Origin of the sequence: Clostridium transplantifaecale, assembly GCF_900626075.1 — a bacterium.
Taxonomy (GTDB): domain Bacteria; phylum Bacillota; class Clostridia; order Lachnospirales; family Lachnospiraceae; genus Otoolea; species Otoolea transplantifaecalis.
On sequence record NZ_UYZY01000001.1, the window covers coordinates 226375 to 250375 of the forward strand.

Annotated in this window: 18 protein-coding genes; 16 read left to right on the forward strand and 2 right to left on the reverse strand. The window is 50.0% G+C overall.

The genetic code is table 11. From position 1 onward, the window contains the following. The first annotated feature begins 218 nt into the window (after positions 1-218). The 11 genes from EJL91_RS01035 (at position 219) to EJL91_RS01085 (ending at position 16098) form a co-directional block, all read left to right on the forward strand. Positions 219-818, forward strand: coding sequence for a VanZ family protein (locus tag EJL91_RS01035; RefSeq protein WP_243125198.1), 600 nt, complete (start codon positions 219-221; stop codon positions 816-818). Between the two features lie 335 nt (positions 819-1153). Further along, positions 1154-3370 carry a bifunctional diguanylate cyclase/phosphodiesterase gene (locus EJL91_RS01040; RefSeq protein ID WP_125140114.1) on the forward strand — a complete coding sequence of 739 codons (2217 nt, stop codon included), beginning with the start codon at positions 1154-1156 and terminating at the stop codon, positions 3368-3370. Positions 3371-3511: 141 nt separating this feature from the next. Beyond that, the gene (locus tag EJL91_RS01045) at positions 3512-5707 is read left to right on the forward strand and encodes a PTS sugar transporter subunit IIABC (RefSeq protein ID WP_125140115.1); all 2196 of its coding nucleotides are present in this window, start codon (positions 3512-3514) and stop codon (positions 5705-5707) included. A 242-nt stretch (positions 5708-5949) separates the two neighbouring features. Next, positions 5950-6960: an aspartate--ammonia ligase gene (asnA, locus tag EJL91_RS01050; protein WP_125140116.1), complete on the forward strand. Its 1011-nt coding sequence runs from the start codon at positions 5950-5952 to the stop codon at positions 6958-6960. A 79-nt stretch (positions 6961-7039) separates the two neighbouring features. Further along, complete coding sequence (gene lpdA, locus EJL91_RS01055; RefSeq protein ID WP_125140117.1) at positions 7040-8461, forward strand: dihydrolipoyl dehydrogenase; 1422 nt, start codon at positions 7040-7042, stop codon at positions 8459-8461. A 77-nt stretch (positions 8462-8538) separates the two neighbouring features. Continuing rightward, positions 8539-10335, forward strand: coding sequence for an aminopeptidase P family protein (locus EJL91_RS01060; RefSeq protein ID WP_125140118.1), 1797 nt, complete (start codon positions 8539-8541; stop codon positions 10333-10335). 106 nt (positions 10336-10441) lie between these two features. After that, positions 10442-11725, forward strand: a complete 1284-nt coding sequence (locus tag EJL91_RS01065) for a peptidoglycan-binding protein (protein ID WP_125140119.1) — start codon at positions 10442-10444, stop codon at positions 11723-11725. Positions 11726-11782: 57 nt separating this feature from the next. Continuing rightward, a complete protein-coding gene (locus EJL91_RS01070; protein WP_125140120.1) occupies positions 11783-13213 on the forward strand; it encodes an MATE family efflux transporter in 1431 nt (476 codons plus the stop codon). Positions 13214-13343: 130 nt separating this feature from the next. Further along, positions 13344-14054 (forward strand): Bax inhibitor-1/YccA family protein, encoded by a 711-nt coding sequence (locus tag EJL91_RS01075; RefSeq protein ID WP_125140121.1) that lies wholly within the window; start codon positions 13344-13346, stop codon positions 14052-14054. 255 nt (positions 14055-14309) lie between these two features. Continuing rightward, positions 14310-15176, forward strand: coding sequence for an AraC family ligand binding domain-containing protein (locus EJL91_RS01080; protein ID WP_125140122.1), 867 nt, complete (start codon positions 14310-14312; stop codon positions 15174-15176). Then, positions 15166-16098: an EamA family transporter gene (locus EJL91_RS01085; RefSeq protein ID WP_125140123.1), complete on the forward strand. Its 933-nt coding sequence runs from the start codon at positions 15166-15168 to the stop codon at positions 16096-16098. Before EJL91_RS01080 ends, EJL91_RS01085 begins: the two co-directional genes overlap by 11 nt. 3 nt (positions 16099-16101) lie before the next feature. Here EJL91_RS01085 and EJL91_RS01090 read toward each other — a convergent pair whose 3' ends face one another. Next, on the reverse strand, positions 16102-16977 hold the full coding sequence (locus tag EJL91_RS01090) for a LysR family transcriptional regulator (protein WP_125140124.1): 876 nt from the start codon (positions 16975-16977) through the stop codon (positions 16102-16104). A 292-nt stretch (positions 16978-17269) separates the two neighbouring features. Between EJL91_RS01090 and EJL91_RS01095 the strand changes: the two genes are divergently transcribed. From EJL91_RS01095 to EJL91_RS01115, 5 genes are all read left to right on the forward strand, one after another. Then, complete coding sequence (locus EJL91_RS01095; protein ID WP_125140125.1) at positions 17270-18310, forward strand: YeiH family protein; 1041 nt, start codon at positions 17270-17272, stop codon at positions 18308-18310. Positions 18311-18440: 130 nt separating this feature from the next. Next, on the forward strand, positions 18441-18848 hold the full coding sequence (locus tag EJL91_RS01100; protein WP_125140971.1) for a MerR family transcriptional regulator: 408 nt from the start codon (positions 18441-18443) through the stop codon (positions 18846-18848). 333 nt (positions 18849-19181) lie between these two features. Continuing rightward, positions 19182-21032: a GH25 family lysozyme gene (locus tag EJL91_RS01105; protein WP_125140126.1), complete on the forward strand. Its 1851-nt coding sequence runs from the start codon at positions 19182-19184 to the stop codon at positions 21030-21032. 303 nt (positions 21033-21335) lie between these two features. Then, positions 21336-22139: an RNA ligase family protein gene (locus tag EJL91_RS01110; protein WP_125140127.1), complete on the forward strand. Its 804-nt coding sequence runs from the start codon at positions 21336-21338 to the stop codon at positions 22137-22139. Then, positions 22136-23287 (forward strand): AAA family ATPase, encoded by a 1152-nt coding sequence (locus EJL91_RS01115; RefSeq protein WP_125140128.1) that lies wholly within the window; start codon positions 22136-22138, stop codon positions 23285-23287. Before EJL91_RS01110 ends, EJL91_RS01115 begins: the two co-directional genes overlap by 4 nt. A gap of 48 nt (positions 23288-23335) precedes the next feature. Here the strand turns inward: EJL91_RS01115 and EJL91_RS01120 are convergent, their stop codons facing one another. Continuing rightward, positions 23336-23857: a MarR family winged helix-turn-helix transcriptional regulator gene (locus tag EJL91_RS01120; protein ID WP_341466933.1), complete on the reverse strand. Its 522-nt coding sequence runs from the start codon at positions 23855-23857 to the stop codon at positions 23336-23338. Positions 23858-24001 lie beyond the last annotated feature (144 nt).

The following is a 24001-nucleotide window of genomic DNA, read 5'->3' on the forward strand; positions in this document are numbered from 1 at the left end:
CAGAAACGGCAAAAAAACGCCGTTTCGCCGCAACCATCGGGTTTCCTGTGAACAGTAACGATTAGGAGAATTATGAGTAACCGCGTAACAATCTGTTGTTGACTCCACCCTCCCAATTCACTATAATAAATAAAATAACCAATTCAATCGGATTAGTTCTTCAACAAGAGCCGCTGCCCAAATGAATAAAATCAAACAGACTGGTAAAAATTAGAAACATGACAATACAAAACAAAATGAAACTCTGGGGCTATATGCTCCAGGACATGAAAGAACCGGTAAGCTATCTGCCCCAGGCCATCCTCATCGGCCTGGCCGCCTCCGCTGCCGGATTCTTTCTTTTATTCATAATAAAATGGATTAAAAAGGAGCCGCATATAGGCCGGAACAAAACTGCAGGTGAAATCGCCCTGTATATTTGCGTACTCTTTCTTTTTGCCGCATACCTGACGGTCCTCCTTCAGGAAGCATTCTTTTCCCGTCCGCCCGGTTCCAGGACTTCCGTAGACCTGGAGCTGTTCGGCACATGGGGACACAGTCCGCAGGGTAATGCCTATGTAATAGAAAACGTCATCATGTTCATTCCCTGGGGTATTCTTCTGCCTGTTCTCATCAGGTCGTTTGGCAGAGGCGTTGGAGCCTGGTTTTGTATTTTAAGCGGTTTTCTGGCAAGTGTATCGCTGGAGACTGCGCAGTACCTGACGCAGAGAGGTCATTGCCAGCTTGACGATGTGGTAATGAACACACTGGGGACTTTGGCCGGATGGCTGATTTTCAAACTGTTGTCATGTGTTCTGTTCAGCCGCCGTTCCGGCTAATATATCCCGCTGATATAATTGAATAAACTGAAAAGAGAGCAGGTAAAAACTAATCAATTAAGTTTTTACCTGCTCTCTTTTGAATTGCCAACACGCTTTTCTACGGTCTTTTCAGAAGCATGCATAGCCCAAAAGAGAAAAAAATTAAAAAAAGACATATAATTTTCAATCAACAGCTAAAAACAGCAAAAATTGTTTGATTTAACTTGTCTGCCTCCAAATAAACGATTACAATAGAAGGGAAACAAGCGCTTTATGTTTTCCTGACAGAGCGCCTGAAACGATGTGGAAATAGAAGCGCTTAAAATGTATGAGCCCAGATGGAGGCAGGAATCATGGGAACAGGGAACAACCGGACGGTATTTGATCTGAGTGGGATTATGACCAGTTTGACGGGGAAGGAACGACTTGCACAGTTAACGAAACTGGCGCGGCAGGAGCAGAAGATGATTTCTGTTGCGCTTTATGATATTAACGGGATGAAACGGGTCAATGAATTATACGGACATCGGGAAGGGGATCATCTGCTCTGGTATACATCCAAAATGATGGAAGAAAGTCTGACGGAGCAAGACATACTGTTCAGGCTGGCCGAAGATAAATTTGTCTTGGCGCTGTATGCAGAGACGGAAGATGGAGCCGTGATCCGGATTAATGAGGCTCTGAGACGTCTGGAGAGAAACCGGGAGAAATTCGGCATCGGCTATGAGGCATCTTTCTGCTATGGCGTGACGTCCGTTTACCCGACTGACCGGTACTGCGTAACGGATATTATTGCCAGGGCGGATGAACAGATGTATCTTCAGAAGAGAAGCTACCATATTGCCAATGCGGGGAGGGAGCTGCTCCAATCGGGAGCCGGCGGCTCGCTGCCGGAATTTGATTATGATAAAGAACACCTTTATGAGGCCCTGGCCGACAGCACGGACGATTATGTGTATATTGGAAGCATGAAGTCGGGGATATTCCGGTATCCGCCGTCTATGGTTAGAGAGTTTGGCCTGCCGGGCGAGGTGGTGGAGAATGCGGCGGCCGTCTGGGGAAAACGGATCCATCCTCATGATAAGAAGGGATTTTTGGAGAGTAACCAGGAGATCGCCGACGGCAGAACGGAGCATCACAGCATCGAGTACCGGGCAAAGAATATTTATGGCGAGTGGATCTGGCTGCGCTGCCGCGGTAAGATGATACGTGACGAAAGCGGGGAACCGGATCTCTTTGCCGGATTCATAACGAATCTGGGCAAGAAAAATCTGGTGGACCATATGACGGGACTCTATAACCGGTATGAGCTGGAAGGAGCCGTTAAAAGGCATCTCGTGGACGTCGGGGGAAAATTCGGCCTGATGGTGCTTGACATGGACGAATTTAAGAATATCAATGATCTCTACGACCGTTCCTTCGGCGATGAAGTCCTTCGGATCACGGCTCAGATGATTGCCTCCCTTTTGCCGGTGAACGCGAGGATATACAAGCTGGATGGAGATGAATTCGCCATCCTGATTCTGAATGAGGTGTGGGATGAGCATATAGAGATATTTAATAAAATCCGTTACAGAATGCACAGGCAGCAGGAGTATGAGGGCAAAAAATATTACTGCACGATTTCTGCCGGCTATGCATCCTATCCGGAACACGGCAGCCAGTACCTGGAGCTTTTGAAATGTGCGAACTACTCGCTGGAGCAGTCGAAACTGGCCGGGAAGAACAGGCTGACCTGCTTCTCGCCTGATATCCTGCCGGAGAAGGAGAGACGGCTGGAACTGACTGAGCTGCTGCGGGAGAGTATCGAGCGCGGTTTTGCTGGATTTTCCGTGGCATACCAGCCACAGGTGGATGCTGCGACAGGAGAGATTTATGGGGCGGAGGCCCTGGCGAGATGGACCTGCGGAAAATACGGCAGTATTTCACCGGGGGAGTTTATCCCTCTTCTGGAAAACAACGGCCTGATTAATAAGATGGGCCGGTGGATTTTCCGAAAGGCGGCCGGACAGTGTAAAGAATGGTGCAGGATTATACCGGATTTCAGGATGAGTATCAATGTGTCCTACCACCAGCTCAGGAAAGGAGACATTGTTCCCGACGCGTTGGAAGAACTCAGAATGCTGGATATGGATCCCTCCAACCTGACACTGGAGCTGACCGAATCCTATTTTATGAAAGAGGAAGAGAACAGGGAGAATGTCCTGGAAGAGCTTCACAAAGCCGGTTTCAGGCTGGCCATGGATGATTTCGGGATGGGATATTCCTCTCTTTTATCCCTCAAAAATATTCCGGTCGACCTTGTTAAGATTGACCGGGGATTCGTGCAGGGAATTACGGAGGAGCGGTTTAATGTAATATTCATCAAGGCCATCACGGAACTTTGCCATAACGTGGATAAGAAGGTGTGCCTGGAAGGCGTGGAAACGGAAGCGGAGTACAGGGCGGTCACAGACACGGGACTGGAACTGATACAGGGATACTACTTCGGCCGTCCCGTCACGGCCGGGGAGTTCGAGGAGAAATGGCTCGGCAATGATACTGTTAATAAATCTATATTCGTTTCCTAAACAAAAAAATACAATAACGCCAGCTACAGCATCGGCAGACCGGGATACAGAAGACCGTATCCCGGGACAGCCGGTGTTTTTTTATTGCAGATAATGGCAATACTACAAATGATAACGATTCAGACGAAAGGAAAAAGACGAATGAAAGACAAAATTTTCGGTGTGCTTCAGCGTATCGGACGCAGCTTCATGCTGCCGATTGCAGTTCTGCCTGTGGCGGGTCTGCTGCTTGGAATCGGCAGTTCTTTTACAAATGAAACGACGATAGCCACCTACCGGCTGGGTGCGTTCCTGGGGAACGGCACAATTCTCCACGGGCTTCTTGTAATTATGAGTAAGGCCGGAAGCGCTATTTTCGATAACCTTCCTATTATATTTGCCATCGGCGTGGCTATTGGAATGGCGCGGGCGGAGAAGGAGGTGGCGGCTCTTTCGGCAGCCATCGCATTCTTTGTTATGAATGTATCGATCAGCGCGGTACTGGAGGTTGCTGGGAAGATTCTTCCCGACGGCAGCATTTCACCGGATGTGCTGGAAGGGACGATTACGGGCGTGTGCGGCATCCAGACATTGCAGATGGGAGTGTTCGGCGGAATTATTGTGGGACTTGGAGTGGCTGCTCTTCATAACCGGTTTCACAAAATCCAGCTTCCGAATGCCCTGTCTTTCTTCGGCGGCTCGCGTTTTGTTCCAATTATATCAACACTTGTTTACGTATTTGTCGGAATTGCACTCTATTTTCTCTGGCCTCCGGTTCAGAATGCGATTTTTGCGCTGGGCGGACTGGTGACAGGGACGGGATATCTGGGAACGCTGGTGTTCGGTATCGTAAAGAGGGCACTGATTCCGTTCGGTCTTCACCACGTATTCTACCTGCCTTTCTGGCAGACGGCGGTCGGCGGGACGATGATGGTGGACGGCAGCCTGATCCAGGGCGGCCAGAATATCTTTTTTGCCCAGCTGGCCTCACCCGATGTGGTGCATTTCAGCGCGGACGCAACGAGATACTTCTCCGGAGAATTCATCTTCATGATTTTCGGACTACCGGGAGCCGCCCTGGCGATGTACAGACAGGCAAAGCCGGAGCATAAAAAAGCGGCAGGCGGCCTTCTTCTGTCGGCAGCGCTGACCTGTATGCTGACCGGTATCACGGAACCTATTGAATTCTCCTTCCTCTTTGTGGCGCCGATGCTGTTCGCGGTTCAGGTGATCCTTGCCGGTTCGGCCTATATGATTGCCCACATCCTGAATATCGCCGTGGGCCTTACATTTTCCGGCGGTTTTCTGGATCTGCTTCTGTTCGGAATTCTGCAGGGTAATGCAAAAACGAGCTGGCTGTGGATTATACCGGTGGGAGTGGTTTATTTCTTCCTGTATTACCTTATTTTCAGTTTCCTTATTAAAAAATTCAATCTGAAGACTCCGGGACGGGAGGATACGGGCGAGGAAACCAGGCTGTATACCAAGGCAGACGTTCATGCCGGTAAAGGTGGCCGTGGAGAAAACACCGGCAATAAGAGAGAACAAAAAGACCGTGCCATAACTGAACGCAACAGGATGATTGCGAAGGGCCTGGGCGGAAAGGATAACATTTCCGATGTGGACTGCTGTGCTACCAGACTGCGCTGCACGGTTTTAGATTCCGCCAGGGTGCGGGAGGACGTTTTAAAGGCAACCGGCGCCTCTGGAGTCATCAAACGAGGAAACGCGGTCCAGATTATTTACGGACCTAATGTTACGGTGATAAAAGCAGAGTTCGAGGAATACCTCAGGAAGTTGGTGGAAACCGGCGGAGACGAAAGCAACGGGGATGAAACCGATGGGAATCAAACTAACGGAAATCCGATGCGTGAGAATCAGAAACATGAACGCGGCGCTCAGAAAATCCGCCGATTATATTCCCCGTTTAACGGACGCGCACTGCCGATCACGGAGGCTCCGGATCCCGCATTTGCAGATAAAATGATGGGAGACGGATATCTGGTAGTTCCGGAGAACGGTGAAGTCATTGCGCCGGAGGATGGACAGGTGGCATTTGTATTCCCGACCAGCCATGCAATTGGGATGAAGACGGGGGACGGCATCGAATATCTGATTCATGTCGGCATTGATACCGTAAAACTTCAGGGCAGGGGATTCGAAGTTTTTGTAAAGGACGGAGATTTTGTGAAAAAGGGTGACAAACTGATGCAGTTTGATTTACAATACATCAGAGAACACGCGTCATCCGAACACTGTATTGTTGTGTTCACCAGCCTCACAGACGGCCAGGAAATTGTGAATGTAAAAGAGGGACAAGTTAAGGCTGCACAGGCAGTGGCTGAACTGAAACTCTGATATTCTGATAACGGCGGCGCAGGGGAAGAAAACTCTGCGCCGCGTGTTATTGTTCACAGTGCAATGCGGTGTGAACAATACCCCATTGCTCATTCACAAAAGAAAAAGATTTCTGCCGTATTCCCATTTTTTTATATAGGTGCTATAATGTCTGAAAGGTGTCTGCGATTGATATTTGCATGTGACGGCTAATACAATATTAAAATGGAAAATATTAGAAACAGAGAACAGGAGTACATAACATGGAGCATTTAATTGTGCCGGCGGGATATGAACCGGCGATCGACCTTAGGGAAACCCAGATTGCAATTAAGATTATCAAAGATTTCTTCCAGAGGGAGCTGGCAAAGCAGTTGAATCTGACCAGGGTGTCCGCCCCTCTGTTCGTTTTGCCCGAATCGGGACTTAACGACAACTTAAACGGCGTGGAGCGTCCGGTCCAGTTCGGGATTCTGGAGCAGGAGGACCGCCTTGCGGAGATCGTCCACTCCCTGGCCAAGTGGAAACGTATGGCCCTCAAGGATTACGGCTTTGGCAACGGAGAAGGCCTGTACACCGATATGAGCGCCATCAGAAGGGATGAGGATACGGACAATATCCATTCCATCTATGTGGATCAGTGGGACTGGGAAAAGATTATTAATAAGGAAGAAAGAACCAGGGAAAATCTGGAACAGATCGTGAAAGCGGTTTATAAAGCGCTGAAGGTGACGGAAGATTACATGGCTTACGAGTACGAGTATATCGGAAGATATCTGCCCGATCACATTGAATTTGTCACCACCCAGCAGCTGGAAGACATGTACCCCGACAGTACCCCGAAAGAAAGGGAATACAAAATTGCGAAATTACATAAAGCGGTCTTCATCGAGCAGATCGGCGATAAACTGGCCTCGGGTGAGAAACATGACGGACGTGCGCCGGACTACGACGACTGGAAACTGAATGGAGATATTATCGTATATTACCCTGTCCTGGACATTGCGCTGGAGCTTTCTTCCATGGGCATCAGGGTAGATGAGGAGGCTCTGAAAGAGCAGCTTAAAAAGGCCGGATGTGAGGAGAGGGCGGAACTTCCGTTCCAGAAGGCCCTTTTAAACGGAGAACTTCCGTACACGGTCGGAGGCGGTATCGGCCAGTCCAGAATCTGTATGTTTTTCCTGAGAAAAGCGCACATTGGCGAAGTCCAGGCGTCCATCTGGCCGGATGGAATACGCAGGGAAGCGGAGAAACACAATATACACCTGCTGTAACAGCATAACAGTTCAGAGAGGTCTGCGCATTTACTGCGCTGACCGTACAAAAAGGTAACAGCAGAGTTAGGGGGAGCAAATGACGGACCAGTACGATGTAATCATAATCGGAGCAGGCCCCGGAGGCTACACGGCTGCGGCGAAAGCAGCCGGTTTTGGCATGAATGTGGCATTGATAGAACAGGGAGAGCTGGGCGGAGTCTGTGTAAACACAGGCTGCGTCCCGGCCAAGGCCATGCTGCAGGCATCCGCTGTCTACGGAGATTTGAAGCACGCATCACGATTTGGGATCAGCGTGAATTCGGTCGGCTTTGATTTAAAGAGAATGCAGGTGTACAAAGATGAATCGGTGGAAGAGTACAGGAGCATGATCCGCTCGCTTCTGAACCGGAAGAATGTTACGCTGATTCAGGGAACCGCAAAATTACATAAGGGTAATGTTGTGGAAGTGGAGGGAACGGACGGTTCCTTTTCCTGTGTTGGAAAGAATGTGATCCTCGCTACGGGAGCGGAGCCGGCGATTCCGGATATCCCGGGCGTCGATTTGCCTCAGGTGCTGACAAGCCGTGATATCCTCCGGGCGGACGAATGGCATTTTGACCGTCTCGTCATTATCGGAGGCGGTGTAATCGGCATCGAGATTGCAACGATTTTTTCGGCGCTTGGTTCCAAAGTGACGTTACTTGAAAAGAGCAGTAAGCTTCTTGAGACCATGGACCCGATGATTTCCGACCAGTTGGAGGAATCCCTGCGCTCGAAAGGAATCGACGTGATATGCAATGCCTCTGTGATGGAGATACGCAGCCGCGGGGACGACAGCGTGGCGGTCAGTTACCGTGAGGAGGGATCATGGCAGGAGATTGCCGCGGACCGTATTCTCCTGGCGGTCGGCAGGAGGCCCGACATGAGGAAGGTCCTGGCGGAGGACTGCCAGGTGGAATTAAAAGACGGAAAACCGGTGGTCAAGGGAACCTACAGGACGACACAGGAGAACGTGTATGCCATCGGCGATACGGTTGCGAAGATGCGTCTCGCCCATGTGGCGGCGGCCCAGGCCACCTATGTGATTGAGCATCTGACCGGGAAGGGCCACAGGATGCAGCTCACCGTCGTGCCCAACGGAATGTTTGTGGTTCTTCCGGTCGTCCCGACCTGTATTTATACGGACCCGGAGATTGCGGCGGTAGGATTTACCGAGGAAGATGCAAGGCAATATAATATGAAGGTAAAATGCGGCCAGGCCTTTATGGGAATCAACGGAAAGGCGATTCTGGCAAGAAAGAAAGCCGGATTTATCCGCCTTATCTTTGAAGCATATACGGATACCCTGGTGGGAGCGCAGATTATGTGCCCGAGAGCGACCGATATGATCGGGGAGATGGCCACGGCTATTGCCAACGGACTGACGGCCTACCAGCTTTCCACGGCAATGAGGGCGCATCCTACCTACAGTGAGACTATATCACTCGCTATCGAGGATGCCCTGAAGAGCTACGGATGATCAGGGACGGAGACGGTATCAGACAGCCGCTAAGACCGGCTGATATAAATGTATGAAAAAATGCAGGAGGAACGAAAATGGAAAATGCAGTCAGCACAAGAATTGCAGCGCTCAGAAAGCTAATGGCGGAGCGGGGAATGGATGCCTATCTGATTCCTACCGGGGATTTTCACGGTTCTGAGTATGTGGATGGGTATTTTAAAACGCGGGAATTTATGACCGGTTTTACCGGTTCTGCGGGAACTGCTGTCATTACAATGGATGAAGCTGGAGTCTGGACGGACGGCCGGTATTTTGTGCAGGCAGGCAGGGAACTGGCCGGAGGGGAAGTAAAACTGTTTAAGATGGGGGAGGAAGGCGTTCCCACTGTAGAAAAGTATCTGGAGCAGACCATGAAACCGGGCGGCGTCCTGGGTTTTGACGGCCGTGTGGTAAATGACCTGATGGGTGAGGAACTTCAGGACAGCCTCTCATCCAAGGATATCTGCATTGCTTTTTATGAGGATTTGGTGGGTGAGATTTGGGAAGACCGCCCACAGCTCCCGAAAGAGCCGGTATGGATTCTGGAAGATAAATACGCAGGAAAGCCGGCTTCGGTAAAGATTGCCGAGCTGCGCAGCGCCATGGAAGAACACCATGCAAGCGCCCATATATTGACCAGCCTTGACGATATCATCTGGCTGCTGAATATCCGCGGCAATGACGTACCATGTACTCCGGTGGTACTTTCTTATGTGATAGTGACCAGGACGGAATTTTTCCTGTTTATCAACCAGGAGACGCTGAACGATGAGGTAAGAACCTATCTTGGCGGCCTGGGAGTGAAAATTTATGATTACAATGAGATTTACCAGTTTGTTCCGACCTTTAAAAACGAGACGGTGATGCTTGAGAAGGCCCATGTCAATTATGCGGTTTGCCAGAGCCTCGACAGCACGGTCACGGTCATCGATACGATGAATCCGACCTCTTCGGCAAAGGCCGTAAAGAACCCGGTCGAGATTGAGAACATGAAGAAGGTACATATCAAAGATGGCGTTGCTATGGTCAAATTTATGTACTGGCTGAAGAATAACATCGGAAAAATCGAGATGGATGAGATCACGGCCGCCGCTTACCTGGATCAGTTGAGAAGCGAGCAGGAAGGAAATCTGGGACTCAGTTTCGGCACGATTTCCGCTTACTCCGACAATGCGGCCATGTGCCATTACGCCGTGTCCGAGGAGAGCAATAAGAAATTGATGCCGAGGGGACTGTATCTGGTTGATTCCGGCGGACAGTACTATGAGGGCACCACAGATATTACAAGGACTTTTGCGCTGGGAGAAGTGACTGAGGAGGAAAAAGAATATTTTACCATTGTGGCCTCCTGTATGCTCCGGCTCTTGAATATTAAATTCCCATACGGCTGCCACGGATATAATTTTGACTTTGCAGCCAGAGAGCTTCTGTGGAGACGCGGCCTGGACTTTAACCACGGAACGGGTCACGGCGTCAGCTTCCTCGGAAGCGTCCACGAGCGTCCGAACGGAGTACGCTGGCGCGTTGTGCCGGAACGCCAGGATAACGCCGTATTTGAGGCGGGCATGGTAACTTCCGACGAACCGGGCCTGTATTTTGAAGGGAAATTCGGAATCAGGACGGAAAACATGATGCTTTGCGTAAAAGCGGAGAAGAATGAATTTGCCCAGTTTATGAAATTTGAGAACCTGACATGGGTTCCGATCGACCTGGATGCAATCGATGTAAAGTATATGGAGCCGCGTGACAGAGAACTTTTGAATGAGTACCACAAAGAAGTTTATGCAAGAATTTCCCCATATCTGAACCCGGAAGAAGCGGAATGGCTCAAGACGGCAACAAGGGAAATCTAAGCTGCTGTGCACAGGCGCAGGAATAACAAATCTGACGGCCACAGGAATAACATCCGCATTGTTTATATATGATATAGTAACCAACTGTAATGAGAGGTTACAAAAAATGCAGAGATACGGACGTGGTTATGGAGATCTGCGAGCCTGTGAAGCAATAGGGACAGAGCCGGGCTACCTGCAGGTAAATGTAGTCAACAATGAGAATAATTTCCCCATACAGGGGGCAGATGTTACGATTCGGTATCAGGGAACGGAGAGACCGGAAGAGGTGCTTCAGACCAATAACTCCGGACAGACGGATTCCATCACAGTGACGGCGCCCCCTGTAGAACTGAGCCTGAATAAGGATAATCTAATCAGGCCCTATTCCGAATATACGGTGTCTGTAACGGCTCCGGGATTTGAACCAATCACGGTAGTCGGGACCGAGGTGCTGGCAGGGGTTACGGCAATACAGCCAATCCGGCTGATTCCGCTGGCCGATGAGCAGGGAACGCGGGAAGAAATCGATATTCCGGATCACACGCTTTATGGAACCTATCCCCCGAAGATTGCCGAGGAGGAGATAAAGCCGACTAATGAGACCGGTGAGATTGTCTTAAGCCGCGTGGTGGTGCCCCAGACGATAGTCGTACATGACGGAGTGCCTTCAAATGCATCGGCGAAGAACTATTACGTGCCCTACAGGGATTACATCAAGAATGTGGCATCCAGCGAGATTTATGCAACCTGGCCCCAGGCGACGATTGTGGCCAATGTCCTTGCTATCATGTCCTTTACGCTGAACCGCGTCTATACGGAATGGTACAGAAACCAGGGGTATGATTTTACAATCACCTCCTCTACCGCATTTGATCACAAATGGATTTACGGCAGGGATACCTTTGATACTATTAACGTGGTGGTGGATGACATATTTGACAGCTATCTCTCCAGGCCGGGCGTGAAACAGCCTATCCTGACCCAATACTGCGACGGAAGGCAGGTAACCTGCCCGAACTGGATGACCCAGTGGGGTTCCTGCGACCTGGGAGAACAGGGATACAGCCCGATTGAAATACTCAGATATTTTTACGGAAGCAATATGTACATAAATACAGCTGAGATGATATCGGGGATACCGGCGTCTTTCCCGGGAACCAGCCTTACAATCGGTTCAAGTGGAGATAAGGTGAGGCAGATGCAGGAGCAGCTCGACACAATTGCCTCTGTTTATACATCCATCCCCCGTTTGGCGGTGGACGGCATCTATGGACCCTCTACGGCGGAATCCGTAAGGGTATTCCAGTCAATATTCGGCCTGCCCCAGACCGGGGTGGTGGATTTTGCCACCTGGTATAAGATTTCACATATTTATGTCGGCATTACACGGATTGCCGAGCTTTCATAAAGCCGGAAACCCGCATGGATTATTTAAATATAACAAAAGATAAGAAGGAGAAGTGCTATGAACAGCCTGTCTGCCAGGGAGCAGAAGAAGAAAGAGATTAAAAAAAGCGGTGCGGGCTCCATCACGGAGGGCGTAATCTGGAAACAGCTTCTGTTGTTTTTCTTTCCGATTCTGTTTGGAACGTTTTTTCAGCAGCTCTATAACACGGTAGATGCTATTATTGTAGGACGGTTTGTAGGGAAGGAGGCCCTGGCGGCGGTAGGCGGCAGCACGGGAATGCTCATCAACCTGCTGGTCGGCTTTTTCGTCGGCCTTTCTTCCGGGGCAACCGTCATTATATCCCAGTTTTATGGTGCGCAGAATGAGAAGAGGGTCAGTGAGGCGGTCCATACCGCCATGGCCTTTTCTCTTGTCTGCGGATTAGGAATGACTGTAATCGGCCTGCTTTTCGGACGGACAGCCCTGGAGGCAATGGGAACTCCGGAAGAGATTATGGATTATTCTCTTTCTTATTTGAATATTTACTTTGTGGGAATTATCACGAACCTGATTTATAACATGGGCGCCGGTATCCTGAGGGCGATCGGAGACTCCAAACGCCCGCTCTATTTCCTGATGGCCAGCTGTTTTACCAATATTATACTTGATGTCCTGCTGGTAGTCATTCTCAAGATGGAAGTGCGGGGGGCGGCGATTGCGACCGTATTTTCCCAGCTGGTCAGCGCGGTGTTGGTAATAACAGCCCTGATGAAGGCGACGGATTCCTACAGGCTGATCGTCAAAAAGATCCGTTTGAATCTTTTCATGGTAAGGCGAATTATACAAATCGGGCTTCCGGCCGGACTCCAGTCGGTTATGTACGCCCTCTCCAATATTATTATTCAGAGCAGCGTCAACTCCCTGGGTACGGATACCATTGCGGCATGGACAGCCTACAGTAAGATTGACAGCGTGTACTGGATGATCATCAGCGCTCTTGGAATTTCCATTACCACGTTTGTCGGACAGAACTACGGGGCGGGGAAAATCACGCGTGTCAAGAGAGGCGTCAATGTCTGTCTTGGGGTTACCGCCATTATCACCCTGATTCTCTGCACCGTCCTGTATCTCTTCGGGGGATATGTGTATCTCCTGTTTACAACGGATGCAGATGTTATTGCAAAGGGTATGGAGATTCTGTACTTCCTGGTGCCGACATTTATCCTCTACATTTGTATTGAGATTTTCTCGGGTGCGCTCCGCGGGGTGGGAGACTGCTGGATACCGATGATCATGACGGCCCTGGGCGTCTGCACGCTCCGTGTTGTATGGATTATCATCGCAGTTCCGCTCCGTCCGAGTATTATCACCGTTATATTCAGCTATCCGCTGACATGGGGAATTACCACGGTGCTGTTTATCATTTACTATTACGGTTTCAGCACTCTGAAAAAGTTCAATGTGCCACTGCCAAGACTGCGGAGGAAGAGGAGAAGGCGGCTGGAATAAGCAGCAACAAATGGTAGACACTTCAGGTTAATTGTGGTAATCTGTCTATAAGAGAACGAAATTATCAAGTTAACGTGAAAAATTCATTTTATTGTTTTTTCACCGGAGTGAATAAGAAAGGATGAAAGCTATGGATTATGAACAGATGAATCAGGTTTACCAGGCGGAAGGATATGGCCGGGAGACACTGGGACAATATGTGGCAAAGACGTATCTTTGGATGTTTGCAGGACTGATGCTCACCTTTGCGGTTGCGATTGCAGGCTATTTATCGGGAGCCATTTTATTTGTTTTTGCAATCCCGTACGGACTGATTGTCATATCGGGACTGGAACTGCTTACCGTATTCTGGATGTCCGCCAGAGTCAATAAGATGTCAGTGGGCGCGGCAAGAGGAATGTTCCTTTTTTATGCGGCTCTAAACGGAATCGTATTTTCTGCCTACTTCCTGGTATTCGGAGCAGTGCAGCTGCTTCTCGTATTTGTGGCGACCTCCCTGTTCTTCGGGATTATGGCAGGCGTCAGCCTGATCTTTAAGATTGACATCAGCGGAATCAGGCCGCTTCTGGTGGGTGGTTTGTTTTTCCTGATTATCTTCGGCGTGCTGTCCATGTTCCTGAACCTGGGAGCCATGGAAACCGTTATGTGCTATGTGGGAATCGCTGTTTTCCTTGGATTTACCGCATATGACACGGGCAAGATCAGAACGAACTATACTTACTTTGCAGGAAACCAGGAGATTCTGGAGAAAGCGTCTATCTTCTCCGCACTGTCCCTGTATCTTGACTTTATCAATCTGTTCCTTTACATCTTAAGACTTTTGAACAGAAGCAGAAATTAAGGAGGCTGTCTCAAAACAGCCCGTCCGGCCGGCGGCCCGCGATGACAGACAGGTAAAATCCTGGCTGGCGTCACGGGTGCGCCGGTTTCTTATATCATAGGTAAGCCCTCCGGGCAGGATCGCACCGCGGTGTCATATCATGCAAGAATTTTTTCCGGTTCGGTGATAGAATGACAAAAATGCCCCGGGACTGCGGAAAAAAGATACTCTGCGGCATTCCCGGCGCGATTATACAGGAAAAAGGAGGGGGAGAAAATGCCTCATGAGGGGGAGCAGCGTCATATTTATTATGACAGTGATTTGAAATTAGAAGCGTATAATTTGAGAGGGATTGTCCAGAAATTCCCCAACCATTTCCATGAATATTATGTGGTGGGTTTTGTGGAGGGAGGCAGCAGGCATCTCTGGTGCAGGGGACGGGAGTACGATTTAACGGCGGGCGATCTTTTGCTGTTTAACCCGCGTGACAATCATTTCTGCGCGCCGGTCAATGGGGAACTGCTGGATTACAGGGGGATTAATATCGACCGGGACGTGATGGTGAGGGCGGTCGGCGAGATTACCGGCCGGGAGTTTGTTCCTCATTTCACGCAGAATGTTGTTTTTCACAGCGAACTGGCCCAGTCGGTGGGGGAGCTGTATGATGCGATTTTGTCGCATGCGCCTGTGATGAAAAAAGAGGAGGCCTTCTTTTTTATGCTTCAGCAGGTACTGCAGGAATATGTGCAGCCCTTTGAGGAGGCGGACATAGCGGAGCCGGATCAGCAAATCAAGACGCTTTGTGCTTATATGGAAGAACACTTTGACGAAAATATCACTCTCGATGAGCTGCTGTCTATGACGAACTTCGGGAAATCCTATCTGCTTCGTTCTTTTACAAAACAGGTAGGTGTTTCGCCTTACCGCTATCTGCAGACCGTTAGACTGGACCGGGCTAAGAAGTTTTTGGAACAGGGGATTCTGCCGATTGACGCGGCGAACATGGCCGGGTTCTCGGATCAGAGTCATTTCACGAATTTCTTTAAGGAATTCATCGGCCTGACGCCGAAACAGTATCAGAAAATCTTTACCGGCACGCCTCAGGCCGCCGCTAAGACGAAGGAGGATGAAAATGAAAAATAAATCTCTGGCAGGCCATATTGCCGCCTTTGTCACAATCCTGATCTGGGGGACGACATTTATATCCACCAAGGTGCTCCTTCAGTCCTTTTCACCGATCGAGATACTTTTTATCCGCTTTGTCATCGGATATGCGGCGCTCTGGTGTGTCTGCCCCCGCAGGCTGACCCTGTCCGACCGGAAGCAGGAGGGGTACTTTGCACTGGCGGGACTGCTTGGCGTGACGCTTTACTACCTGTTTGAAAATATTGCGCTGACGTATACGCTGGCGTCCAATGTGGGCGTTATTATCTCAATTGCCCCATTTTTTACCGTGATCTTTACCTGTCTGTTTCTGCATGAGGGGCGTCCCGGCCCGCGGTTTTTCTGCGGTTTTCTGATTGCCATGGCCGGAATCTTTCTCATCAGCTTTGACAGTAAGACAAAGCTGCAGCTCAATCCGCTGGGGGACATCCTGGCCGTGACGGCGGCGGTGCTTTGGGCGGCCTATTCCACGCTGATGAAAAAGATTACAGGGTATGGCTATAATACGATTCAGACGACGAGAAGAATTTTCTTCTACGGAATCGGCCTGATGATACCCGTCCTGTTTATTATGGACTTCCACGTGGAGCTTTGGCAGTTCTATGATATGAAAATGTTTTTAAACCTGATTTTCCTGGGACTGGGCGCTTCGGCCCTCTGCTTTGTAACGTGGAACTTTGCCGTGAAGATGGTGGGTTCGGTGAAAACTATCATCTATATTTATATGGTACCCGTCATCACGGCCGTCACATCGGCCCTGATTCTTCATGAAAAGATGACGAAAGCGATAGTCGGCGGCATTGCCCTGACCCTGCTGGGCCTGTTCCTGTCGGAGGACAGAAGAGGAGCAGGGAGAAAGCAAAAGGGAGACAGCCGGGGAGACCAGGATGCGGCAAAATGATTTTTACCGCATCTCCTCGTATACTTTTTGGTAAATATCGGAGAAAACACTTCCTTTATTCCAGATAAAAGTAAAGTCGTGCTCCAGCTGAAAATCCCTCAGGTTCAGAGGGCGGAGCGTTCCGTCTTCGATTCCCTGAAGAGCCGCGGCCTGATAGAGGAAGGAGATTCCCAAATCCGCCTTCAGCAGTTCCAAGATAACGTGAATGTTGCCTATCTCGGTAATATGGGCAAAATCGGTGATGCGGATATTCTTCATATCCAGGTGTTTTTCCAGAATATCCCTGGTGCCGGAACCGGTTTCCCGAAGCAGCAGGCGTTCGTTCAGCAGATCCCGCAGGCAGCCCGGCTCCTTTGAAAAGATGTGGCGGGCAGAGCAGATGGGGATGAATGGTTCGGTGCGGTAAATCAGTGAATCGTATTCGGCCGTATCATAATTGCCTTCCACCAGGGCAAAGTGGATATCCCCCGCGTGGAGCCGTTTTAAAAGGTCGTCTGTATTGGAGATAATCATGCTCAGGCTGACTTCCGGATGGCGGGTCAGGTAGGAGGCCAGGGGAGCGGAGATAACGGATTCCCCGATGGTCATCGTCGTGCCGAACCGCAGCGCTAGACCGTGGGAAGAGAGCTGGGAAAACTGCTCCAGCATAAACTGTTCATCGTTTTTTAGGGCTGCCGCCGTCCTGAGAAGTATCTCGCCGGCAGGGGTGAGACGGATCTTCTTACCCTCGTACCGGAAGAGCTTGACGTGATAAAGGCTTTCCAGATAGTGGATGTGCTGGGACACGGCCGGCTGCGTAATGTGGAGCGCCTCGGCCGCTTTTGTATAATTCATATGTTCGCATACGGACAGAAACGTATTGACCCTGAAGTCCAACATAACAGATTCCTCCTGATATCAGCAGAACCGTTCCGCTATTGGAACGTGTCCCTGCTGTTTTTTGATTGACGTAGTCGGATAATGATAACGTATATTTATTGTAACATAAATATATATAATTTTACATTATTGAATTGGAGAGTTACCATATATTTCATAATAAACAGATGCTTCAGTCCGAAGGTTTTATGAATTGGCGGTGAAAAGTACGCAGAAGATACTTTTCGCCGGAGGAGTGGAAAACTGGCGGCGTCTGCGCACTACTGATTACAGAAATTCAGGAGGAAATAAAATGGAGTTTATGAAAAAGAATGGAAAAGGCCTGCTTCTCTGCCTGGCGGTTGCGGTTCCGTCCTGGTTTGCAGGAAAGTTATTCCCGGTGGTCGGAGGAGCCGTTATTGCGATTATTGCAGGAATGCTGATCACCATGCTCATCAGGGATAAATCACCTTTTGCGGGAGGCATCCGCTTTACATCAAAGAAGATTCTGCAGTGGGCCGTTATCCTTTTGGGATTCGGGCTGAATCTTCACGTGATTCTGGAAACGGGAAGACAGTCTCTTCCGATTATCATTTCCACAATCACCACATCACTTGTAATAGCATTTCTGTTACATAAGACAATGCGCATTCCGGCTAATATTTCAGCGCTAATCGGAGTCGGTTCTTCCATCTGCGGAGGATCGGCGATAGCGGCTACGGCGCCGGTCATCGACGCCAATGACGAGGAGGTGGCTCAGGCGATATCCGTTATCTTCTTTTTCAATGTCCTGGCCGCCATCCTGTTTCCCGTTTTCGGCAAATTCCTGGGCTTTGATACGGCGACGGGTAATGCCTTCGGTATTTTCGCAGGTACGGCGGTCAACGACACCTCCTCGGTAACGGCCACGGCGGCCACCTGGGACAGCATGTGGAACCTGGGTTCGGCTACGCTCGATAAGGCGGTCACGGTTAAGCTGACCAGGACGCTGGCAATCATACCGATTACGCTGGTTCTCGCTTTTATCAGGGCCGAAAAGGAAGAGAAAGAGGATAAGGCCGAGGGAAAGAAAATCAGCATGAAACAGATATTCCCATTTTTTATCCTCTACTTTATCGGTGCGTCCGTTATCACGACAATCGCGCTGCAGATGGGAGCCCCGGTGGGCATTTTTAATCCGGTCAAAGAGTTAAGCAAGTTTTTCATTGTCCTTGCGATGGCAGCAATCGGCCTGAATACGAATATTGTGGAGCTGATCCGGACGGGAGGCAAACCGATTATCATGGGGTTCTGCTGCTGGGTCGGAATTACTGGAGTCAGCCTGGTGATGCAGAGAATGCTGGGAATCTGGTAGAAAGGATCTGGTAGAAAGCGAATTTAAACTTTACAAGGGCGCTTTCTGTGGTATACAATGATCATGACAATTCCGCCTGGTAAAAGAGGCGGAGAGACGTGTGCCGGACAGTCCGGCCAAAGGAGATGCCATGACGATTGCAGAGGTAAGTAAAATGTATGAAATATCGGCCGATACACTTCGCTATTATGAGCGTATCGGCCTGATTCCTCCGGTACCGCGCACAAAGAGCGGAATCAGGGATTATGATGAGAGTTCCCTTGGATGGATTCAGCTTATGAAGTGTATGAGAAAGGCAGGGGTTCAGATCGAGGCTCTTGTCGAGTATGTGGCCCTGTTTGAACAGGGGGAGGAGACTGCGGAGGCGCGTAAGAATATCCTCATTGAGCAGAGGGAACAGCTCCTCTTCAGAATGGAAGATCTGAAGGCATCCCTGGAACGGCTGGACAGCAAGATTGAACATTATGAGCAGGGGCTCCGGCAGGTGGAGGAAAGCCTGAGGAAACCGGTGGAGATGGAAACTAAAAAGGGCGCCTGAAACGAACAACACAATCCGTCCGTTCCGTTTGACGGCGTCGGGGCCGGCAGAGAGCGTTTTGGCCGACGGTTGCCGCATTTTGGTATTATTGTAAGAAAAGTGTCAGAAAAATTCACAATTTCTATATTGACTTACCCCGGAGGGGATTTGGTATAATGTTGGCGGAGCAACTATTATCCAGACGCCCTCCGGGGCTTTTTACGTAAACAGAGAAAACGGGATTTTCTTTGAAAATACGGATGGAAGATAAATTTCGTCGCCCCTTGCCCACGAGATATTGCCGGCAAGGCATTTGTGCAATGGAAGGTCTTCGGAAAGGAATGTATTTACTTTATGAAATATGGAAAACGTTTGACTGCATATACAATAGCAGGACTGCTGGGCCTTTCTGTATGCGCACAGCCATTTACCGCTTACGCAAAGGAGTGGGACAGAGTGGGCAATGTGTATCAGATGGTGGATGGGACCCCCATCCATGGTGTTCTGGCAAGAGGAATTGATCTTTCTTACTGGAATCAGAATGTGGACTGGAACCAGGTGGCTGCGGATGATGTGAAATTTGCGATGCTTGCGACCAGGTTCAGGGGGGAAGAGGATCCTTTTTTCAGCATTAATGCAAAGGGAGCGACCAGCGTTGGAATCAATATAGGAGCCTATCTCTATTCCTATGCCACATCGGTGGAGATGGCCGAGCAGGAAGCCGACTTTATTTTAAATATCATTAAAGATTATCCGATCTCCTATCCGGTCGTATTTGACGCGGAGGATACCAACACCCTTGGAACACTGTCACCGTCCGAGGTCAGCGCCGTAATCAACGCGTTCTGCCGGAAGATTGAGGCGGCGGGGTACCGCCCGATGGTTTATGCCAACGAATACTGGATCAAGAACAAGATTGACATGTCGGCCCTCAATTATGACATGTGGGTGGCGCGGTACGGTGTCATGTATACATATGACAATCCGGCGATGTGGCAGGCTACAAACACCGGTTCCATCAACGGCGTCAATGGAAATGTGGATATCAACTTCCTTTACAGGGATTTTGCAAGCCTCATTCCTGCCAATACGTGGAGGACAATCGGCGGCAATACTTACTATTATCAGAATTATATAATGCAGAAATCCACCTGGATCAACGACGGCCAGGGACAATATTATATGAATGCGGACGGAACGCCGGCTAAAGGCTGGATGACGTTCCCGGAGGGACGCTACTATCTGGATGCTTCCACCGGAAAGATGGCCGTGGACTGGCAGAACCTGGACGGAGCCTGGTATTACTTTGACCCGTCTGGCACAATGGCAACCGGCTGGAGAGATGTGGGCGGATCCAGATACTATCTGGATAGCGAAGGCAGAATGCAGACCGGCTGGAGAGACATAGACGGAGCCAGATTCTATCTCGATAATTCGGGCAGGATGACGACTGGCTGGCAGGATGTGGACGGAGCCCGCTATTATATGGGAGCCGAAGGCAAGATGCAGACCGGCTGGGCGGAAGTAAACGGAGCCTGGTATTATATGAACGGAGAAGGAAAGATGACGACCGGATGGCAGGATATAGAAGGCAAACGGTACTATCTCGATGCCTCCGGAGCCATGAAGACGGGCTGGCAGGATATTGACGGAGCCAGATATTATTTCAGTCCTTCGGGAACCATGAAGACGGGTTGGCAGAATCCGGACGGAAACTGGTACTGCTTAAGCGGCGACGGAAAGATGTTAACCGGTTGGCAGACCGTGGACGGCCAGCATTATTATATGGATGCGGCAGGCATTATGAAGACTGGCTGGCAGAATATAGACGGAAGCTGGTACTATCTGAACGACAGCGGAGCCATGCTGACGGGCTGGCAGGATATCGGCGGAGCCCGGTACTATCTGAACGACAGCGGAGCCATGCTGACGGGCTGGCAGGATATCGGCGGAGCCCGGTACTATCTGAACGACAGCGGAGCTATGCTGACGGGCTGGCAGGATATTGGCGGAGCCAAATATTTCTTTGACCAGACGAGCGGAGCCATGGCCGTGAATGCGGTTCTGGATTTTAACGGAGTTTCCTATCAGGCCGGAGCCGACGGAATCTGTACCCAGATCGCCGCAGACGGCGCGGACGCTGCCACACAGCAGGCGGCGCAGCCGACGGAAGAGACACCATCACAACAGGGACCTGGACACTGATTGCCGGGATAGATAAAATAAACAGAAGGGAATGAGAACCATGTAATCGTATCACAGCAAAACGGACCGCAGCTAAAGGAAAAGCGTATCTCTTGCATCATGTAAAAGTGATGGAAGGTTTAAGGCGTATTCCCTTCTGCCGCGCTGTTACCCGACAACTGTGATACATAAGGCATGGGGCTCGGTGCAGAGGCTGCGGGGAGTTCTTTACCCCGCAGCCTCTTTGATGGTGTTTTGGAGTGCCTCGGCATTTCCAGGGAGCTGCCTTATCCGTATCACCTCAGAAAGTGAGGATGATATCATATGGAAGATATTATAAAATACCCGAGAACCCGGCACATAGAAGGATCAAGAATTCAGGCCGGGGATGAAGATTTAAACAGTGTGCCGTTTTCCGAAATCAGGGGACGTTTTGTGGTGCTGGAAGAGAAAGTCGACGGCGCCAACTGCGGCATTTCCTTTGACGGAAACGGGAAAATGCTGCTGCAGAGCCGTGGCCATTACCTGAACGGAGGTTATGGCGAGCGGCAGTTTGCCCTTCTTAAAACATGGGCGGGCTGTTTTCAGGAAAAGCTCTACGGCCTGTTGGGAAGCAGATATATTATGTATGGGGAGTGGCTCTACGCCAAACATACGGTTTACTATGACGGGCTGTCCCATTATTTTATGGAGTTTGATATTTACGACAAGGAGAGGAAGATGTTCCTCAGTACAAAGGAGCGCCGCAGACGGCTTTTGCCTTATCCGTTTATTAAACAGGTCCCGGTGCTTTTTGAGGGCTGTCTCGACAGGGCGGAGGAGCTTACCTCCCTCCTTGGAAAGTCTGCGTTCAAATCGGAGAACTGTCTTGCGTCACTGCAGGAAGAGTGCAGAAAAAGGAATTTGTCTTTTGAGCTGGCGGCCCGCCAGACGGATGCAAGCGATCTGATGGAGGGAATCTATATTAAAATCGAGGAGGGGGAGGAGACCACCGGCAGATTAAAATATGTCAGGAGTTCCTTTTTAAATACCATCCTAGATTCCGAGACCCACTGGGCTAACCGGCCGATTATTCCAAACGGGCTAAGGGGTGGAGTGGATCTCTTTGCGGAGGAGGTGCGTGAATGATGAAGAAACGTCTGCTTGACCTGCCGGAGGCAAATGATTACGATTATGAAAGGATGAAAACCCTGTTTCCGGAACTTGAGGCAATGAAAGAGGCGGAACAAAATCCGGCCTACCACGGGGAGGGGAATGCCGAAACACATACCAGGCTCGTGTGCCGGGCGGTGACGGAACTTCCGGAATGGACCGGACTAGGAAAGGAGGAGCGGGGAATTATTTATCTCTCCGCCCTGTTCCACGACATTGGAAAACCTGTTTGTACAAAGCTTGAGAACGGAGTGTTTGTCTCCCCGAAGCATACGGTTACGGGCTCCAAAATATTCCGGCGGATGATTTATAAAAAATATGCCTCCCAGTATGAGGTGTCCTTCCGGGAGAGAGAGGAAATTGCCTGGCTGATTCGGTATCATGGCCTTCCACTTCATTTCTGGGACCGGGACAGGGCGGAGGCCAGGCTGTGCCGGGCGGCCGAGAGCGTGCGCCTGCCGCTTCTTTATATGCTGTCCAAGGCCGATATTCTGGGCCGGATTTGTGAAGATACGGAGGACCTGCTCTGCAATGTGGAGTGTTTCCGGGAATATGGCAGGGAAATAAACTGCTATGAAGGAAAACCGGAATTTGCATGTGATTACACCAGATTTAAATATTATAATGACGATTTTGGCGGCGGAAGCAGCCGGATCGGCCGCGGCATACCGCTGTTTGACGAGACGGAATTTACCGTCTTCCTGATGGCCGGCCTGCCCCTCGCGGGAAAGGATACCTATATCGGAGAGAATTTAAAGGAAATTCCCGTCGTCTCGCTGGATGATATCAGACAGGAGTGGGGAGTAAACCCCGCGGACGGTTCCGGCGCGGTGGCCGATGAGGCGCGGAAGAGGGCCAGGGTATTCCTGCGCAGAAAAGAATCCTTTGTATGGGATGCCACAAACACCGTGCTGAGTACGAGGCAGAAACTGCGCCGTCTTTTTGAGGATTACGGCGCCAGAGTAATCACGGTCTACGTGGAGGCTCCTTATGAGGAGCTTTTAAGGAGAAATAAGAAGCGGGACAGAAGCGTACCCGAGGCAGTGATTGACCGAATGCTTGAAAAGATGGATATGGTGGAGCCTTCGGAGGGCTACGGGGTTATCTATGCCGTTGGGGTCTGAGTTTCATGAATGGCGGCCGCCGAAACGGTAAAAAACCGGAAAGCAGCATCAGTTATGGCTGCTTTCCGGTTTTTTATTGACGGATGCCTCGCGGCTCTCCTCGACATCCTGGATAAAGGTTTCATTCAGTTTTTTCTGGATCTCCACGTAGATCATAAGCTGTTCATCGCTGAAGGAACCCAGATTGTGATAAGTGCGTTTATAGCAGCGCTGTTCAAATTGGTTATGTCCCTCGTAGATGGCCCAGCCTTCCGGGGTGAGGTTTAAGTTATACTCGCGGTTGTTGTCGGCGTTTCTTGTCTGTTCGATCCAGCCTTTACGGCGGAGCTTACGCAGGATTTGGGAACAGGCGCTGGGAGTCTTTTTGAGGATTGCAGACAGTTCAACGGCGGTCACTCCCGGCTTTTCACCGACAAGGTGAATGATCTTGGATTCCGCCTGATATAGAACAGCCGTTCCGTAATCGTGGATCATAGAATCATATTCATGCATCAGGCGATATGACTCGTCCAGCTCGTCAATCATTTCATGATAAATTTTGCATCGCTCATCCATTATAATTGTCCTCACAGTATTGATTCTCTTTCTGCAAGTATAATATGGAACACACCGGTTTGTCAAATACTCACGGGAACCGCTGTGCGGACAGAAATACGCTGTCATGCAGAAGCGGCTTCAGTGAGTATTTTTTATCTACTGTGTGAAACAAACAGG

Bases quoted from the DNA above. Each gene is read 5' to 3' on its own strand.
- EJL91_RS01035 (WP_243125198.1), top strand. From the start codon at position 219: ATGACAATACAAAACAAAATGAAACTCTGGGGCTATATGCTCCAGGAC.
- EJL91_RS01040 (WP_125140114.1), top strand. From the start codon at position 1,154: ATGGGAACAGGGAACAACCGGACGGTATTTGATCTGAGTGGGATTATG.
- EJL91_RS01045 (WP_125140115.1), top strand. From the start codon at position 3,512: ATGAAAGACAAAATTTTCGGTGTGCTTCAGCGTATCGGACGCAGCTTC.
- asnA (WP_125140116.1), top strand. From the start codon at position 5,950: ATGGAGCATTTAATTGTGCCGGCGGGATATGAACCGGCGATCGACCTT.
- lpdA (WP_125140117.1), top strand. From the start codon at position 7,040: ATGACGGACCAGTACGATGTAATCATAATCGGAGCAGGCCCCGGAGGC.
- EJL91_RS01060 (WP_125140118.1), top strand. From the start codon at position 8,539: ATGGAAAATGCAGTCAGCACAAGAATTGCAGCGCTCAGAAAGCTAATG.
- EJL91_RS01065 (WP_125140119.1), top strand. From the start codon at position 10,442: ATGCAGAGATACGGACGTGGTTATGGAGATCTGCGAGCCTGTGAAGCA.
- EJL91_RS01070 (WP_125140120.1), top strand. From the start codon at position 11,783: ATGAACAGCCTGTCTGCCAGGGAGCAGAAGAAGAAAGAGATTAAAAAA.
- EJL91_RS01075 (WP_125140121.1), top strand. From the start codon at position 13,344: ATGGATTATGAACAGATGAATCAGGTTTACCAGGCGGAAGGATATGGC.
- EJL91_RS01080 (WP_125140122.1), top strand. From the start codon at position 14,310: ATGCCTCATGAGGGGGAGCAGCGTCATATTTATTATGACAGTGATTTG.
- EJL91_RS01085 (WP_125140123.1), top strand. From the start codon at position 15,166: ATGAAAAATAAATCTCTGGCAGGCCATATTGCCGCCTTTGTCACAATC.
- EJL91_RS01090 (WP_125140124.1), bottom strand. From the start codon at position 16,977: ATGTTGGACTTCAGGGTCAATACGTTTCTGTCCGTATGCGAACATATG.
- EJL91_RS01095 (WP_125140125.1), top strand. From the start codon at position 17,270: ATGGAGTTTATGAAAAAGAATGGAAAAGGCCTGCTTCTCTGCCTGGCG.
- EJL91_RS01100 (WP_125140971.1), top strand. From the start codon at position 18,441: ATGACGATTGCAGAGGTAAGTAAAATGTATGAAATATCGGCCGATACA.
- EJL91_RS01105 (WP_125140126.1), top strand. From the start codon at position 19,182: ATGAAATATGGAAAACGTTTGACTGCATATACAATAGCAGGACTGCTG.
- EJL91_RS01110 (WP_125140127.1), top strand. From the start codon at position 21,336: ATGGAAGATATTATAAAATACCCGAGAACCCGGCACATAGAAGGATCA.
- EJL91_RS01115 (WP_125140128.1), top strand. From the start codon at position 22,136: ATGATGAAGAAACGTCTGCTTGACCTGCCGGAGGCAAATGATTACGAT.